Source organism: Paenibacillus apii, from assembly GCF_011043685.1.
GTDB lineage: Bacteria > Bacillota > Bacilli > Paenibacillales > Paenibacillaceae > Paenibacillus_AQ > Paenibacillus_AQ sabinae.
This window is the reverse complement of sequence record NZ_JAAKGU010000008.1, coordinates 227,815-246,593: the sequence shown is the minus strand read 5'-3', so window position 1 is coordinate 246,593 and position 18,779 is coordinate 227,815. Positions and strand designations below refer to the sequence as shown.

At 54.6% G+C, this 18,779-nt stretch carries 4 protein-coding genes; 2 read left to right on the top strand and 2 right to left on the bottom strand.

The annotated features are described in order from the left end of the window. The first annotated feature begins 135 nt into the window (after positions 1 to 135). Positions 136 to 8,517, top strand: coding sequence for a Tc toxin subunit A-related protein (locus G5B47_RS17670; protein WP_165100692.1), 8,382 nt, complete (start codon positions 136 to 138; stop codon positions 8,515 to 8,517). Between the two features lie 79 nt (positions 8,518 to 8,596). Beyond that, positions 8,597 to 16,384 carry a SpvB/TcaC N-terminal domain-containing protein gene (locus G5B47_RS17665; protein ID WP_165100689.1) on the top strand — a complete coding sequence of 2,596 codons (7,788 nt, stop codon included), beginning with the start codon at positions 8,597 to 8,599 and terminating at the stop codon, positions 16,382 to 16,384. A gap of 114 nt (positions 16,385 to 16,498) precedes the next feature. On the opposite strand, the gene G5B47_RS17660 is transcribed toward G5B47_RS17665, so the two are convergent. Both G5B47_RS17660 and G5B47_RS17655 read right to left on the bottom strand, forming a co-directional pair. Then, positions 16,499 to 17,425 (bottom strand): response regulator, encoded by a 927-nt coding sequence (locus G5B47_RS17660; protein WP_165100687.1) that lies wholly within the window; start codon positions 17,423 to 17,425, stop codon positions 16,499 to 16,501. A gap of 4 nt (positions 17,426 to 17,429) precedes the next feature. Beyond that, complete coding sequence (locus G5B47_RS17655; RefSeq protein ID WP_235950024.1) at positions 17,430 to 18,710, bottom strand: sensor histidine kinase; 1,281 nt, start codon at positions 18,708 to 18,710, stop codon at positions 17,430 to 17,432. Positions 18,711 to 18,779: the final 69 nt, after the last annotated feature.

Genomic DNA, 18,779 nt, shown 5'->3' with positions numbered 1-18,779 from the left:
ATAGCAGAAAAAGCCAATTCCTTCGAAAGTATATTATCCGGAAGGATAATATTTCTTATTTAATAATTATGATATCTTTACTCTGGCAAAAAATGAAGCAACGTTAACGTTATTGAAGGAGGATTTATAGCCCATATGGAGATTCTCACGAATGCATGTACCATCAGAGGCATCATCCAACTGACGAACGGAAAACCCGCAAAGCATGTCAAAGTGGCCGCGTATAACAAGAAATTCAGAAGCGAAAGCAAGCTTGGAGAAGGCTTCACGGATGATGAGGGGCATTACGAGATCTTCTATCCATCGTCTCCCGGCAGCAATGTCAATCTCCTGATCCGTTTGGTTGGAGCTGACGGCCGGCACAGAGCCGAATCCCAGGTTCTTATTCAGGCAGGGCCGGAGGAAGTCGTAAATTTAACCGTCGAACTTAAGCTTGATGAGGGGCAGTCGGAGTATGAACAGCTCTTGAGCAGCTTGACGGAACTTCTCCACAATGAGCAGCCGGGCAGCCTGAGCGAAGAGGACCTTCTGTATTTGTCAAAAGAAAGCAAAATAGAGCCGGACCCGATCCGTCATTATGTTCGGGCATGGACCGCTGCCAAGGAGCTTGACCTGCCGGAGGCGCTGCTCTACGGCTTATCCCGGAAAGAGGTTCCTTTGGAGCTGTACAGACTCTTATCCATCCCGGGAGAGAAGCTGCGCGCAGCACTGGAATCGGCGGAGGATGAGGGCTTGATCCCGCCATTTTCTAAAGAAGCGATCCCGCTGTTTCTTGAGAGGCTGCCGGAGCTTCTGTTATCCGGCGCGGAAGCGGGCCAATTGCTAAGGTCAGGAGTTAAGGAGGGCGGAATCGGTGATTTTCTGAAGGCTGCGGCATTAGGAAATTCAGCGCAAAACAGACTCCGTGAGCTGGTCCTAGGGTACACAGGCGACCCGGTATCATTATGGCGCCTGCTCAAAGAAGATCCCGAGTTATCCGGCCATGAAGCCCGAATCCGGCTGATCTTGCAGCTGAAGGAGCTGACGCAGGGAGATTTGCCTTTGGTGAATGCGATATTGAGCAAGCTGGATGAGGCGAATCCGGGCCATTCGGCAGAGCTGCACGAGCTTGCCTTGTGGAACGAGGAAGAGTGGCAAGAACTGCTCGATCAGGAGGAAATCGAAGCGGTGCATGCGGAGCGTGCCGTCCGAATTAAACCGGCTGTTGCACACGTGGCTGCCGAAGTCATTCAGACATTGGATCAAGTATTCCCCACACAGGCTGTTATACGAAATCTGAAGGCTGACGGCAATTTTGAGCTGCGGGATGAAGTGCTGGAATTCCTTCAGAACCACCCGGATTTTGATTTGAAGACTTCGTCCGTGGATACGTTCTTGAAGCAGTCGAAGAGTGGAGAGCAGCAGCGGGGCGTTATGGAACAGAGCGGACCAGTGCCGGCCGGCCGTTTGACCAACCGCTTGAAAAGTATGCAGCGCATCTTTCGGCTGACGCCCTCCTATGCTCCGATGAAGGTGCTCTTGGAGGATGGGATTCACTCTTCGCTCGGGATTGCCAGGTTTAGCAGGGAGTCTTTTGTATCCGGTTATGCGGATAAGGTTGGCGGAGTGGGAGCCGCCGGAGATATTTACAACAAAGCCGTATCCGTAACCTCTACGGCTTTGGCTGTGTTCGGGCAGATCCAGGAAGCGGCACGGTCGGTGCAATTCAGCGCCACTACGGCCAATTCGGCGGAGGCCATGGCCTTAACGGCATCGCTTCCGGATTGGAGCGAGATGTTCGGAGAGCTGGAATGGTGCGATTGCGAGCATTGCCGTACCGTATACAGTCCGGCGGCCTATCTGGTCGATCTTCTTCAAATGCTGTCCAAGACGCCATCTGCGGCAGGGGGGACCGCTCTTCAAACGCTGTTTGGACGCCGTCCGGATATCGGGCGGCTGGAACTGTCCTGCGAGAATACGAATATTACGCTGCCTTATATCGACTTGGTCAATGAGCTGCTGGAGAATGCCGTATCACCGGAAACGGCCGTTCCAGTGACCCAGACAACCGGTACCAGCGAAGAGCTTGGCGCCCAGCCGGAGCATGTGAATGCAGGCGCCTATAATCGGCTGTCTCAGAAGGTGTACCCGTTCCTGCTGCCGTTTTCCCTGTGGCATGAAGAAGCCCGTACCTATTTGGAGCAAATGAATATGCCCCGCGTGAAGCTAATGGAAGCCTTCCGGCCCTTGAACGCATCCGCGGAAATCCCCGGCACGGAGCTGGCTATTGCAGTTGAAACGCTGAAGCTCGATCCTGCGGATTGCAGCATTATCACAGGGCTTCGTCCAGAGGGCAAGCCGCTCCATTATATGTACGGTTTTGCGGAGAGCAATGTCGGGCTTGAAACCTGGGTTCAGGCGATGAGCAGAGCACCGCTGTTATTGGAACGGACGGGGTTGTCCTTTGCTGAGGTGGAAGAGCTGCTTGGCGCTTCCTATATTAATCCCACAGGAGAGCTGAGCCTCGATACAGACCCGTCCACTTGTTCGGTTCAATCGGCAGCCGTGCTGAACCTGTCCGAAGGGGCGCTTGACCGCATTCACCGGTTCGTCCGGCTGCTCCGCAAGCTGAAGAACTGGTCGATCAGCCAGCTGGACCATTTGCTGTCCGCGCTTGGCGGACAAATATTGGATGAGAGCTTTATCATCCGGCTGTCTGAAGTGTTCCGCTTGGCGGACGAACTGCAGGTTCCCGCGCAGGAGCTGGTCTATTGGTGGGGTAAAATCGAGACTACTCCCGCTTATGGGCAATCCGTCAGCCTGTATGAGCGCTTATTCCTGAATAAGACGGTGTCCCAGCAGGTTGATTCGGCCTTCCTGCTGCGTGAGCCGGAACGCGACGAATTGGCCGATACGACCGGCTACCTGGAGGAGCACCAATCGACGCTGCTTGCCGCCTTTCACTTATCCGGCGATGAGCTTCGTTTACTTATAGCCGCCTGCCTGCCTGACGACCGGCTGACGCTCGGCAATCTGTCGCTGCTGTACGCCCATACCGGGCTTGCAAAGGCGATGGGACTTTCCATCACCGATTACACGGGCTGGATCAAGCTTATTCCGGCGTCGCCTTTTACCGGAGGCGCCTCCAGCGTTCAAAACACGGCGAGGTATGTCAATCTGTGCCACCTTGTGTTAGAGGCCGGATTATCAGCCGGAGAACTGCTGTACATCCTCCGTCACGAAGGAAAAGAGGGGGCGCCTTCCGAGCCGGAGATTGCGGAATTGCTGACCGCTCTACGCAGCGAACTGAGCGAAATCGCGGGAGAGGCCGATTCCGCCGAGACTGTGGAAGCTTTAAGTCAATCGGCTGTGACCAGACGTCTCAGCGAATTTACGCAGCTGAATGCCGGGCTCATCATAAAGCTGACGACGGCTTGCCTTACGGTTCCCTCGGCTCCCGAAATCCCGCTGCTGGAAGCCTTTCTGGACCCGGCATTCGTAGGCAGTGAGGGACCGGTAACTCTGGAAGGCTTCCCCCGATTGTTCCAGTCGGTCCTGAAGCTGGCGAAAGCCGCCTCCTTGGCCGCAAAGCTCGGGCTTCAGGATGAAGAGATGAATTTCTTCATTACTAAGTCGGGCAGCCCCGGTTGGCCCGATTGGGACGCCATTCCGACAGAGCCTACAGAACTGCTGTTCATAGACGGCGGTTCAATCGCCAGAATCAAGCTGCTGGTTGACTGGCGGGATCGTTACGCCTCCGGCAGCAGCCGCTGGACGGAATTGTTTAAGCTGGTAGACAGCCGTTCATCGGAACCGGAGGTCCCGGAGGAGCTGTTTACAGGCTTGGCGGAGCTTACGGGCTGGGAGACGGACGACATCAAGCAATGGGCGGGGCTGCATCTGCTCCACCTTAACTACCCGCAGGATTACCGGGATGAGCGGTGGCTCCTGAGACTAGCGGAAGGGCTATCGCTGATGCAGCGGCTCAATGTTCCTGTTGTCGAAGCGAAGAGATGGACGGTCTCCGGCATAAGCGAGTACGAGACCCGGAGCATCAGGCGGGCACTCAAAGCGAAGTACGACGAGCAGCAATGGCTGTCCGTTGCTAAATCGCTGAAAAACCGCCTGCGCGAGCAGCAGCGCTCGGCGCTGATCGCGTATCTCAAGCATGATTTTTATTACACCAAACGGACCGAGGATTTATTCGCTTACTTTCTTATCGACGTGGAAATGGGGCCCATGCAGGAAACCTCCCGGATCAAGCAGGCGATCTCATCGGTACAGCTGTTTGTGCAGCGCTGCCTGATGAATCTGGAGCCGGAGGTTCACCTGTCGCATGAGGCTGCGGAAGACTGGAAGAAAATCCGGAATTACCGGATTTGGGAAGCCAACAGGAAGATATTCTTGTATCCGGAGAACTGGCTGGAGCCAGAGCTGCGCGACAATAAGTCTCCTTTTTTCACCGAGCTGCAAAAAGAGTTCATGGAAAACGAAGCGAAGCTCGAGCGCGCGGAAGCCTCCTTTATGAATTACATGGAGAAGCTGGACCGGGTGTCACGGCTCGATATCGCCGCCATGTTCCATCAATACGAGGATCACGGAAACGGAATTTTTACCGATATCCTTCATGTGTTTGGACGGACGCAGAACAGCCCGCATATTTACTACTACCGCCGGTTTGAGAACGGCCTGACATGGACCGCATGGGAGAAGGTCGACACGGATATTGAAGGAGAGCATCTGATTCCCGTTCTGTACAAAAGCCGGCTCTATCTCTTCTGGCCGATCTTCAAGGAAGTGGCCAAAACGCCGGATGTGCTGAGTCCATCAGGGGAGAAGCCGCAAAAGTTCCTGCAGGTCGGGCTCGCGTGGAGCGAATACCGCTTTGGAAGCTGGTCCCCCAAGACGGTGACGAACGCCAATCTCGATATGACGCAGCGGTACAATAAGGAAAATATCGCGTTTCACTCCTATATTGACGAGGAGAACAGCTTAATTATCGAAGCCATCATTCACTATAACGGGTATTCCCTGTATTCGAGGCTGTTTTATTTCAAGCTGAACAACCCGGATGGCCGAGTGAATGTGTATCCGGTATATTCCGGCATACTGGGCAAACGTTACCCGCTCCCGGATGCCACGGATGTATATAACAATGCCATCAGCCCCTTCAACGAAGGGTCGGGACGTGTCGTTATCCCCATTGATAACAATGACGGCGGATACAACAGGGAGGATGTGATTTATTACAACGACACTTTCAAAATCGTCTTCCCTCAAAACAACCTATGGTTTGACGGCAGCCGTCCCTTCTTCTATCAGGATGCAAAGCGCGTGCTGTTCGTGACTTCAACGCCGTATAAAACGTCCTTGCTCGAATATAACAGGCTGATGGCTGGCGGGTTCGGACTCTCGCTGAATTCGCCTTACGGGGGCAGCTATCTTTTGTTCCATACGGCATTTCATCCTTACGTGACCTCCTTCGTGGAGAAGCTCAACAATGTGGGGATTGACGGCCTCTTGAGCCCGCAAACGCAGAGCATGGAGAAGGAATTCTTTGAAGCGGAGTACCAGCCGTTGACCGAGCCGAACGATTACGGTTTTACCGGGTGCGTCAGCCGTCCGTTCCCGAAGGAAAATGTGGATTTTTCCGTGTATGGACCGTACTCCGTATATAACTGGGAAATCTTTTTCCATACGCCATTGCTTCTGGCCGACCGGCTCAGCAAAAATCAGCAGTTTGAAGAGGCCCAGCGGTGGTTCCACTATATCTTTGACCCGACGGATTCTTCACCGGAGACCAAAGGATACTGGAAACTTCTTCCTTTCCGGCAAAATGACGCTTCGACAACGCTGCGGGAGTATATGATGCTGCTCCACTATGAGGGGACGGACCCGGAGACGCTAAACCGGAAGCTGGAGTTCGAGAAGCTGATTGCCGCCTGGAAGAGCAATCCGTTCAACCCGCATCTGATTGCCCGCATCCGGATTTCTTCTTACCAGAAGCTCGTAGTTATGAAGTACTTGGATAACTTGATCGCCTGGGCTGACCAGCTGTTCCGTCAGGACACGATTGAAGCGATTAACGAGGCGACGCAGCTATATCTGCTTGCGCAGGAACTGCTTGGCGAACGCCCGCGCATTGGAAGCGCCCGTTCCAAGATGGGGAGCAAATCCTTTACAGACCTGCAACCAGAGCTGGATTCGTTCTCCAATGCGCTTGTCCAGCTGGAGAATTGGATGCCGAGCGCGGCATATGCATACGGCGGAGAGAGATTGGACGCAGGACTGCTGTCGCTGGGAAGCGCCTTGTATTTCAGTATCCCGCCGAACGATAAATTGCTAGGTTATTGGGATACCGTTGCTGACAGGCTCTATAAAATCCGCAACAGCATGAGCATTGACGGAACAGTCAGACAGCTGTCTCTGTTCCAGTCGCCTGTGGACCCCGGGCTGTTGACCCGGGCAGCGGCGGCCGGGCTGGACGTCGGCAGTGTGGTTGAGGAAGTGAACGCCAAGCTTCCTGAGTACCGGTACCAGACGATGGCGCATAAGGCGGAAGAGCTGTGCGGGGAAGTGAAGGCTTTTGGCTCGGCGTTGCTGACTGCTCTCGAGAAGCGGGACTCGGAGAAGCTGTCGATTCTCCGTTCAAGCCATGAGGTTTCCCTGCATCAAGCGGTCATCGATATCAAACGGAAGCAGGCGGCGGAGAGCCGGGAGTCGCTTGAAGCGCTGTACCGCCAGCGGGAGATGGTGATAGAGAGGGAGCTGTATTATAAGGAGCAGCCCTACACCATCCAAGAGGAAGATGAGCAATTGCAGAAGCTCGAAGAGGCCAACAAGCGGTCCGAGCAAATCATGCATTATGAAATCGCCGCACAGCTCGCTTCCCAGATCCCGAACGTCACCATCGGAACATCCGGCGTCGCGAGTCCTGTCCTGACGGCACAGCTCGGAGGAACCAACATTTCAACCGGTCTGCAAGCTTACGCCCGTTACCTGAATCATTTATCCAATCAGGACAACTATAAAGCGGGACGCAGCGGAACCCTAGCCGGGTACGAACGCCGCAATATGGAATGGAAGCATCAGGCCCAGATGGCCAATATGGAGCTTAAGCAGCTGGAAAAGCAGATTCTCGCAGCGGAAATCCGGTTGTCCATTACGGAGAAGGAGCTTAAGAATCAAGAGCTTCAAGTGCGCAATACGATGGAAGTCCATAAGGCGATGCAGAGTAAATTTACCAATTCGGAGCTGTATGACTGGATGGTTGCCCAGACCTCCGCGTTGTTTTTCCAGAGCTACCAGTTTGCCTACGATACGGCGAAGCGCGCGGAACGGGCGTTCCAATTCGAGCTCGGCACGGATAAAACCTATATCAAGTTCGGCCACTGGGACAGCATGAAAAAAGGCCTCCTGGCGGGCGAACGGCTGATGGGCGATTTGAAGCGTCTCAGCATGGCCTACCTGGAGCTGAACAAGCGCGAATATGAGATAACGAAGCATGTATCGGTTGCCCTGCTTGATCCGCTCGCTTTGGCCCGGCTGAAAGAGACCGGCGAATGTCTGATCGAGCTGCCGGAACGGCTTCTCGATATGGATTATCCCGGTCACTTCATGAGAAGAATCAAGTCCGTCGGCTTGTCCATTCCTTGCGTGACCGGTCCATACACCAGCGTCAACTGTACGTTGACCCTGCTGCAAAGCTCCATCCGCAAGAGCGCCCAACTGCTAGGCGGGAAATATGAACGGCAATCGGCCGAGGATGGACGTTTCCTGGATCAGTACGGGATCAATCAAGCCATTACAACGAGCAGCGCCCAGAATGACAGCGGCATGTTTGAAACGAATCTCCGGGATGAGCGGTATCTCCCGTTTGAAGGCGCCGGAGCGGTCAGCCGCTGGAAGCTGGTGCTGCCGAAGGCATGCAACAGCTTTGACACCGACACGGTTGCCGATGTGGTCATTCATCTCAGATACACGGCAAGAGAAGGCGGGGAAGGGCTGAAGACGGCCGTATTGAATGAAGTGGTCGAGGCTGTCTTGCAGGATAACCGCGTGCTGCTGTTTTCCTGCCGGACCCAGTTCCCGGCGGAATGGCACCGCTTTGTGCACCCGGCGGAAGCGCAGGACGGCCAACGCTTGGAGATCGGGCTTGCCGATCAAATGCTTCCATACCGGCAAAGAGGGAAGACGGTTGAGATCTCGGATGTGGAGCTGTTCGTGAAGTGGAAGAATGATGCGCGTTCATACGGAGATGGCAGTCCGCTGCGGCTTGGGCTGTATGCGCCGGGCCGGACGGATATGCTATCAGCCGAGCTGTTAAGCGATCCGGCGTTCGGCGGTGTTCCGCACGGCAGAGTGGAAGGAACGGCTTCCGGTCTAGGCGAGTGGACCATTGCCGCGGCGGAAGAGAACATTGCCGGGCTGGCTGAGCCTTACCGGGTCAGAGTTACCGATGGCAGCGTGACCCATGAACGGATCAACAGCCAGATGATCGAAGATCTGTGGCTTGTCATTCATTACAACGCCAAATAACTGCTTGCAGAAGCCATTAGACATGCGAGGCGGCCCTTAAAGGACCGCTTCGCATGTTTCATAAGAGAGGAGAGATTGCATGTCTGGATTGTCAGCCACGCCAGGAAGCGCGCCAGCTTCATCCGCCCCGAAGCCACCCGGAGGAGACCTGAAGCCGCCTGCCATATCCATGCCAAAAGGCGGAGGAGCCATGCGGGGAATCGGCGAAAAGTTCTCTGTGCAGCCAGCAACTGGTACAGCCTCCTTCAGTATCCCGGTCTACACCAGCCCCGGAAGAGCCGGCTTTGAACCGGACCTGAAGCTTTCTTACAGCTCCGGATCGGGAAACGGTATTTTTGGGCTGGGTTGGCAGCTGAATTTGCCATCCATTACACGTAAGACCGATAAAGGCCTGCCCCAATATAACGATGCGGAAGACTCGGATGTGTTTCTGCTGTCCGGCGCGGAGGATCTTGTTCCGCTAAAGGAGCCGCCGGAAGGAGCGGCCGCCACGGACGGCGATTATCGCATCCGGTATTATCGGCCGCGTACAGAGGGATTGTTCAGCCGGATCGAACGGTGGACCCGCTTGTCCAACGGTCAGGTGCATTGGCGGACGATCAGCCGGGAGAACATTACAGCGATTTACGGGCAGACACCAACCAGCCGGATTACCGAGCCCGGAACGGAAGACCGCATTTACTCCTGGCTCATCTGCGAAAGCTATGATTCCAAGGGTAATGCGATGGTTTACGAGTATGCGGAAGAAGACAGCCGGAACGTGGATTTGACGTTAGTCAGCGAGCGGAACCGGGAGCGGGGAACAGCCAGGTACCTGAAGCGTGTGAAGTATGGAAACCGGACTTCGCGGCTTATAGAACCGGATTTGTCCAAGACGGATTGGTTGTTTGAGGTTGTCTTCGACTATGACGAAGGCCATGTTGAAGAGATTGGACCTGCGTCTCCCGGGCTTGGGGAAGAACGGATGGTTGTTGCTTCTGTGACGCCGGAGCGGGCATGGTCCGTCAGGCCGGATGTGACCTCCTCCTACCGGGCGGGATTTGAGATCCGCACGTACCGGAGATGCCGCCGGATCTTGATATTTCACCGCTTCGAGGAGCTCGGACCGGAGCCTAGCCTGGTCCGTTCCACAACCTTCGAATACAATGACCTATCTGCATCCGCAACAGGCTCGCCCCTATCACCGGAAGAAGAGCTTTCGCATCCGGGAAGCACCCGCTTCGGCTCCATCCTGTGCACGGTAACCCAATCCGGGTATATTCGCGAGGAGGGAGTGGGAGAACGGGAAACAATCTTCGGACGTTATACGTATCTGTGCAAATCTCTGCCTCCGATTGAATTGGAGTACAGCCGGGCAGTCATTCAAGACGAATTGCGGGAGCTTCCGGAGAGCAGTCTGGAGAACCTTCCAGCCGGTTTAAGCGGTGCCTATCAATGGGTGGATTTGGAGGGTGAGGGAGTTTCGGGCATTTTAACCGAGCAAGCGGGAGGCTGGTTCTACAAACCGAATGAGGGGGAAGGACAGTTCGGCTCCCTGATGAAAGTGGCCTCCAAGCCTGCCTTTGGAGAGCTTGCCGGGGGCAGGCTTCAACTGCTGGATCTGGATGGCAACGGCCGTCTGGAGGCCGTTGCTTTCTCCGGGCCGACTCCCGGCTATCACGAACGTGCGGAGTCGGGGGAGTGGAGCCGGTTCCAGCCTTTTCTCCAGCTGCCTAACATCCGCTGGGATGACCCGAACCTGCATTTCGTCGATCTGGACGGCGACGGGCATGCCGACCTTCTTGTGATGGGCGAAGACGTATTCACCTGGTCTCCTTCCCTCGCCAAGAAAGGGTTTGGCGCAGCCAAGCAGGTCTATCCCGATTCGGTTCAGGACAGCGATCCTCGTCTCGTGACTGCGGACGGCGCGAAATCCGTCTTCCTTGCGGATATGAGCGGAGACGGACTCGCCGATCTTGTACGCATCCGAAACGGCGAGATCTGCTATTGGCCCAATTTGGGCTACGGGCGTTTTGGCGCGAAAATTACGATGGCCGATTGCCCATGGTTCGATCACCCTGACGCTTTCCGTCCAGACCGTCTTCGTCTCGCGGATATCGACGGTTCGGGATTAACCGATATCCTGTACCTGGGCCAGAATGATATCCACGTCTATTACAATCAGTCCGGCAACAGGTGGAGCGGGCCAAGAGCCATTACCGGGCTGCCTTCAGTGCACAGCCATGCTTCGGTTTCCGTTATCGACCTGCTTGGGAATGGCACCTCCTGCCTGGTCTGGTCATCCTCATTAGAGAATTCCATGGGCAGACCGATCTGTTATATTGACTTGACCGGCGGGCAGAAGCCGCAGTTACTCGTTCGGACAGCGAACAACCTCGGGGCTGAAACCCGGATTCATTACGCTTCATCTACGAAGTTTTATCTCGCTGCCCAGCAGGAAGGCAATCCGTGGGTGACGAAGCTGCCTTTTCCTGTTCATGTCGTCGAAAAAGTCGAGACATTCGACCGGATCAGCGGTAATCGTTTTGCCACAAGGTATGCGTACCGCCACGGTTACTTTGACGGATACGAGCGGGAATTCCGTGGCTTCGGGATGGTGGAGCAGTGGGACTCGGAAGCCTACGGCAGCTCGGGAGGGAATGCGGATTTCTTTCCCGAAGGAACGAACGAGTCATATGATTCCCATGTTCCCCCGGTCCTGACCCGTTCCTGGTATCATACCGGCGCCTATCTGGACCGTTACCGCCTGAGCGCCTACTTCGCCGAACACGAGTATTACCGCGAACCGGAAATGACGGAGGCCGGGGCGAGGCAGCTCCTTCTGGAAGAATTCGTTTTGCCGGAAGGATTATCGCCGGAAGAGGAGCGGGAGGCCTGCCGGGCGCTTAAAGGCATGCTGCTGAGGCAGGAAGTGTATGCTTTGGACGGCACTGATAAGGAGAGCCATCCTTATACCGTGACGGAGCATAATTATACAGTTAAGCTGCTGCAAGCCCGGCAGGGGGAGCAATCTGCGATATTTGTTACGCATTCCCGGGAACAAATCAGCTTCAACTATGAGCGGAATCCGCAAGATCCGCGAACGCTTCATTCCATCGTCATGGAAACAGATGACTACGGGAACGAAACGAAGCTCGCTGTCGTAAGCTACGGCCGCAGGCAGCCGGACCCGGAGCTTGCGCCACGGGATCAAATCGAGCAGAGCAGGATAACAGTGGTGCTAACAGATAACCTGTACACTACTCCCGTCACCGCTGCAGATGATTATCGTGCCCCGCTCCCAAGTGAAATTCGCAGCTACGAGCTGACTGGATTGCAGCTGCGGAGCGGCCAGCTCCGGTTTCAACTTGCCGATCTGGAGTTGGCATGGGCTGGTGCCGTCCCGATCGACTATGAGGTGGGCAGCGGGTCTTCACCAGACACGCTAACCTTGCGCATGATCGAGCATGTGAAGACGCTGTATCGCCGCGATGACTTGACGGGCCCTCTTCCTGCCGGGCAGCTTGAGGCCCTGGCGCTGCCTTACGGCAGCTATCGGCTCGCTTTCACCCCCGGATTGCTGGAAGCTGTTTACGGCAGGTGGGCCGAGGAAGCTATGCTTTTGGACGAGGGACGCTATGTCCGGCTCGAGGAAGAGTCCGGCTTCTGGATTCCGTCAGAGCAAGTCTATTATTCGCCCTCGTCGTCCGATGCTCCGGAGGAGGAGCTGGCCTATGCTTCAGCGCATTTCTTCCTTCCTGAGCGCTTTAGAGACCCCCTCCACCGGGAGGGGCGGAGCGCAGAGACCATCATAAGCTATGACCGCTACGATTTGCTGGTCACGGAAACCTGCGATCCGCTCGGCAGCCGCATGACCGTTGGGCTAAGGCCTACGGACCCGGCCATGGAGCCGGTTCCATCCGGTCACGATTACCGCGTGCTGAAGCCTGCGCTGGTCATGGACCCGAACCGCAACTGCTCGGCTGTCGTATATGATGCGCTCGGCATGGTCACAGGATCTGCCGTAATGGGCAAGCCGGAAGATCTGCCAAGTCAGGGGGATACCCTCGAAGGCTTTGCGGCGGAGTTAACGCAAGCAGAGGCGCTCAGGCAGTTGAAGTCGCCGCTTGCAGCTCCCCATGCCGTGCTCCAAAGAGCAACAAGCCGCATCATCTATGATTGGTTCGCTTATATGCGGACCATGGATCAGTCCGTTCCGGAGCCGCCTGTCGTATATACCCTGTCGCGGGTGACCCATGATTCCGATTTGGCTGCGGGTGAGCAAACGGCCCTGCATTACAGCTTTCTATATTCGGACGGCTTTGGCCGTGAGATTCAAAAGAAAATTCAGGCGGAGCCCGGTCAGGTCCCGTTAAGAGATCCGGCGTCGGGACACATCCTGACGGCAGGCGGCCAGCCTGTGCTGAGTGCGGAAGAGGTGTTTCCCCGCTGGGTGGGCTCTGGGTGGACGGTGTACAACAATAAAGGAAAGCCTGTTCGGCAATTTGAGCCTTTCTTTACGGACACCCCCAGCTTTGATCGCGATGTCCGAATCGGAGTAAGTCCCGTGAATTTCTACGACCCGGCAGGCCGTGTCGCAGCCGTGCTGTATCCGGACAGGACGTGGAAGAAGGAAGTCTACAGTCCGTGGAAGCAGACCTCGTGGGATGGAAGCGACACGCTGCTGCTGGACCCCGCGAATGATTCGGATGCCGGGGATTACTTCAGGCGATTGCCGGAGACGGAGTACCTGCCTACCTGGTACGGCCAGCGGGCAGAGGGACTGCTTGGACCCGATGAACAGGAAGCGGCTGTCAAAGCAAGCGTGCATGCGAATACGCCGGGGGCGCGTTATTTTGATTCCCTGGGGCGCACATTCCTTACTGTGGAGCACAACCGGTGCAAACGAAGCGATTCACCTCCAGACGCGCCGTCGGACGAGGAGTTTTTCGAAAGCCGCACAGTATACGATATTGAAGGGAATATCCGGGAAGTAATCGATGCCGCAGGGCGAACCGTCATGCACAGCGCCTATGATATGCTCGGCACCACAATATCCGAATCGAGCATGGAGGCAGGAGAGCGGTGGACCCTATATGACGTAGGAAAAAGACCGGTCCGCACATGGAGCAGCGGCAGCGTACAAAGCCGGACGGTTTACGACGTGCTGGGCCGCGCGATCGAAACTTATCATAGCGTAGGCGACAGTCCTACGGTTATGACAGGCCGCATCGTGTACGGCGAGTCCATGCCGGAACCGGAACGATTCAACCAGCGCGGAAAAAAAATCCTGTCTTACGATCAAGCCGGGCTGCTCCGAAACGACGAATACGACTTTAAAGGGAATCTGCTCCGCAGCAGGCGGGAGCTTGCCGCCGAATATAAAACGACGCTGAACTGGGCTTTAGACGTTTTGCTGGAGGCGGAAAGTTACGAGACTCGCACCCGTTACGACGCACTGAACCGGGCGATCCAGATCACGGCTCCCGATTCCAGCATCATCCGCCCGTCATATAATGAAGCCAATCTGTTAAACGCTGTTGAAGCGAATTTGCGCGGGGAGGAGCAGGACGGGGAAAGCACCTGGACCCCCTTTGTAGCCAACATTGATTACAATGCAAAAGGTCAGCGCACCCATATCTCCTACGGTAACGGAGTACAGTCTCTGCTCGAATATGATCCGTTCACGTTTCGTCTCATCGGGATGCGTACGATTCGGGATAAACTCATTTTTCCCGGGGACTGTCCGCAGCCGCCCCGGCCGGATTGGCCAGGCTGTGAATTGCAGCATCTGCATTACACCTACGATCCTGCCGGCAATATCATGTCCATACGGGACGATGCGCAGCAAGCCGTCTTTTTCCTTAACCGGAGGGTGGAGCCTTCATCCCGTTACACGTATGACGCTCTAAACCGGTTGGTTGAAGCGGCGGGGAGAGAACATCTCGGGCAGATTGGAGGATCGTCTGCCGGTCCGACCGCTCCCGATGCCTTGAGCGAATTCCATTCCCGGCTTGCCCATCCTTCCGATGGAAACGCGATGGGGACCTTTATCGAACGGTATGTGTACGATGCTGTCGGCAATCTGCTCAGCATGCAGCATCGCGGCAGTGATCCGGCGCACCCGGGATGGACCCGGAGCTTTGGCTATCAGGAGCAGAGTCTCCTGCAGGAAGACAAGGTAAGCAATCGGCTGAGCAGCACGGCTACCAGTGCATCGGCGGAGCTTTACAAGTACGAAGGCTCAGCTGGAATGCGCGGAAATATGACCTCTATGCCCCATTTGCCCTTCATGCAGTGGAACGAGCTGGATCAGCTTCGGGCGACATCAAGGCAGGCGGTATCTGCAGATAGCGGCGCCACGCCGGAAATCACGTGGTATACGTACGATGCCGGCGGTCAGCGGGTGCGGAAGGTAACGGAACGGTATGCCGCTCCCGGAGTGCAGCCAACCCGGTGGAAGGAGCGCATTTACCTGGGTCCTTTTGAAATTTACCGTGAATTCGCGGGGGATGGGGACACGATCGAGTTTGAGCGGGAATCTCTGCATATCATGGACGGTAAACAGCGAATGGCCTTGGTCGAAACGCGAACGGAAGGTGCGGAGGATCTACCCGCCCGGCTTATCCGTTATCAAATCGGGAATCATCTCGGCTCCGCCCATCTGGAGCTGGATCATACGGGGCAGATCATCACCTATGAAGAGTTTACGCCCTACGGAAGCACATCCTTTCAGTCGGTCCGAAATCAGAACGAGGCGCCCAAGCGGTATCGGTATACCGGAAAAGAACGGGACGAAGAAAGCGGGCTGCAATACCACGGTTCAAGATATTATGCCGCCTGGCTGGCGCGCTGGATCAGTTGCGACCCGAAGCTGTTGATTGACGGGTCCAATTTGTACCGATACGTATCCTCCAATCCGGTCAAGCTGATCGATCCGAACGGAACCAACGAGCTGAAGCCGCCAAATGTGAACATCGGGTTTCTGGGCGATCCCATCAATCAGAAGATGGGGGATTTATGGAGCAAGGCTGTCAACGAGGTATTAGGAAAGGAGTTTCAGGGAAAGGCCCCGAACGAACTGATGAAGCTGTTCCGCGACAAAGTGGAGCATTTGAAAAATACGAAAGGCATGGGCTCTAACCGGCAGCAGGGAACAGCGATAAATTACGCGCGGGAAACCTACTCAAAGGTTCGAACGGTCTTCGGGAAGCTGGCGAAGGAAGCCGGTATTGCGATGGACGGCGTGCAGGTTCACCATTTCGGAGGAGGCTTGGCGGAAATGCCTCATGATGCGCTGGATGCAAGCGGATTGATTATGACGACGGGCCAGGCGGGAGTTAAAGGCACCGGTCATTTCCGTTTGCATGAGCTGGAGGCCAAATTTGCCGACATGTATAAGAAATTGATGCAAAATAAAGGTCTGGCCTCAAAATTGGGATCAGCGGTTGAGAAAGGGGCCGACGCTTTGAAGCCCGTGGCGGGGCTTGCAGCCAAGACGGGCAGCGTGCTTAAAAAAGGTGCCGAGGCGCTCGAACCGCTGGCAAAAGTCGCTTCAAAAGCAGGCAAAGTGATGCCTGTCGTCGCTGCGGCATTTGTTGCCGGCGACGCCTACGCAGCCACTACAGCCCAAACGGGCAGCGAGCGATTCCATAAGAGCGCCGATACCGTGGCCGGTCTGGCCGGATTTGCCGGACCTGTCGGTATGGCCTTCTCCGCAGGCTACGGTGCAGGCGGTTTGATCAACGACGGACTGCAAGCGGTTGGCGCGGATCTCTCCAAGGGATTGTCCGCTATTGACGAGACGGCTTCTAAGCTGTGGACCGATCCGTCCAAACCAGCCCACACGCAGACCATCGGCTGGAAAATGGCGGAATTATTTGAATAGAAGAGTAACGCCGTAAACCAAAAAAATCCGCGCTGAGCGCGGATTTTTTTAAAAAGATAAGAATTTTCAGTTTCACGGTCGTACATGGCCTAATAGAGGAGGGTGGAAGTTTAATTAACTCATCGACCGTTTCGTTTCCACATAGAGCACCTGGATAAATTTTTTCGTGTTGATCCGCACCTGGGATTGGGAAGGTTCCACTTCATTTTGCAGTTCCAGCATCCGTTTACGGATTTCGGTGAAATCGAAAAATTTTGAAGCATAATTCTCGAATTTTGGATGTGAGTAATCGGTTAAGCCGAGGGAGGCCACATGGGTCAGCGTCTGAAAAATGGCCCGGCGCACCCGCTGCTCCGAGGCTTTGATTTCCTTGTTCAGCTCAGCGGAGGACGTCCGGTGGCCAAGTCTTTTTGCGGCGATGCTTCTAAAAATATCTTTAAGTGAAGGGAACGTAAAGGAAGACTCGCCGCTTTCCAAATCCAGCTGATACAGAACCTCCAGCATCTCTAATACGTCTTTGCTTCCCGCTTCCCCGATCATTCCCAGTTCAGACAGCATAAAATGGCCGGACGTCACGATCTTGTTCTCGGCATCCGCTGGCTGCTGGTTCTTCGCAGAGCTTACGATCTGCAAGCCTTGAATTGTTCTCTGAATGTCGCTCATCGACTTTTGCAGCCGCAGATGGTCCATTACTTTTCGAATGACCTCCAGAATCTCAAGACGGTTAATCGGTTTGGTGATATAGTACTCCACCCCCAGCGAGTAAGCCTCGCCAATCATATCCTTCGATTCAATTTGCGAGATCATAATAATTTTGCCGTTGAAGTCCTGGCCTATTGCCCGAATCGTCTGAATGCCGTCCCGAATCGGCATCAATAAATCAATCATCAGAACATCGACTTTCTTCAGCTCAAGCAGATCATGACTTAGATTCGAGCCGTCTGCGAGTTCGCCGACAACTTCTCCCAGGCCGTAGTCTTCAATGATATCAGCCAACATGGAGCGAACTCCCTCATCGTCATCTACGATAAAAAAACGCATGCTGTCATCCTTTCTGGGTTAACGGATCGATCGGAAACAGCAGAGTAAATACCGTTTCTCCGGTTTCCGGGTCATCCTGCAATTCAATCTCCCCCTGAAGCTCCGTGACGACCTCCCGGATATAGTACAGTCCTATTCCAGTAGAGGGTTTTCCCGAAATATCATACTTTGACGTGTATCCCGGTGTAAAGACCCGCTTTTTTTTCTTATCTGGAATGCCCGGCCCGTTATCGCGGACCTGAATTTCAATCTTATCGTCTGTACGGCGGGCCGAAATGGCAATGGCCCCTTCCTTGGGAATGGCCTCCACCGCATTTGCCGTCAGATTGTTCATTAAAGATAACAGGGTGTACACGTGCAGGGGAGGAAACGTATTGTTCAGCCGGATGCTGAATTGAATCGTTTTGCCTAAAGATTCTGCGTATTTATCATTCGTCCGGACAATGAGCCGCGTGATATCCGCAAGATCCATATAGTCCGCCGTTCCTTCGTCTGCGATCAGCTTGGAAAGTCCGGCGTAGATTCGCTGATTGTCTTTTTTGATTTCATGGACCTGTCCTGAAATACTGAGCGCTTTCCGCGCTAAAGGGTCCAACTCATCCAGAGAATGAACTTGCTGCAGTTGACGGTACAATTCGTAGCCATCTCTCGTAATATCTTCCGCGAATTGCAGCGTTTTTTTCAATTGAACCGATTCTTCATATAAATTCGACACAAGCAGTAGAATACGTTCCTTTTCTTTGCGCTGCTGCTCTTCGCCCAAGACGGACTGGCGCAACTGAATGAGATTGAAGAAGCCGAGCACAAAAAAACTGCGAATGACCGCGATGACCAGCAGCTTGCCCAATACCGCTAAATTGATCTGGCCCATTTCATTAGTGTGCCGAACGGCGAACTCAACCAGATTGGCAAAGATTTCGGTAAAGATGCTTAGAACCCCGACCCGTACCGGCCGGTAAGGAACCTGGTTTAACCGAAGGAGCTGGAATAATGCCGCATACGCCAGGTAATAAAAGAATGCCGGAAAATGCTTCAGATACAGCGTTTCGAAGGAAACATCCCCCGGAATCAAAGAGTCCAAAATGACGCGGAAGGCGACAACGACTATACCGACCAGGAATCCGGATAAGGCAGGAGGGATTCTTTGAATCCATAACAGGAAAAAGAAAAATATGGGAATCCCCAGGCTTACCCGAAATTCATCATGAAAAGGAAAGAATTTTAGCTCCCCGGCCAGGGGAACCACAATCAGCATAAGGACAAACGCAGCGATATTGGTTTTCAATACGAAACACTTCCAAATCTGAAAAAATGATATTTATAGGATGGTTCATATTGTAGCATCAAATGGGCC

Bases quoted from the DNA above. Each gene is read 5' to 3' on its own strand.
- G5B47_RS17670 (WP_165100692.1), top strand. From the start codon at position 136: ATGGAGATTCTCACGAATGCATGTACCATCAGAGGCATCATCCAACTG.
- G5B47_RS17665 (WP_165100689.1), top strand. From the start codon at position 8,597: ATGTCTGGATTGTCAGCCACGCCAGGAAGCGCGCCAGCTTCATCCGCC.
- G5B47_RS17660 (WP_165100687.1), bottom strand. From the start codon at position 17,425: ATGCGTTTTTTTATCGTAGATGACGATGAGGGAGTTCGCTCCATGTTG.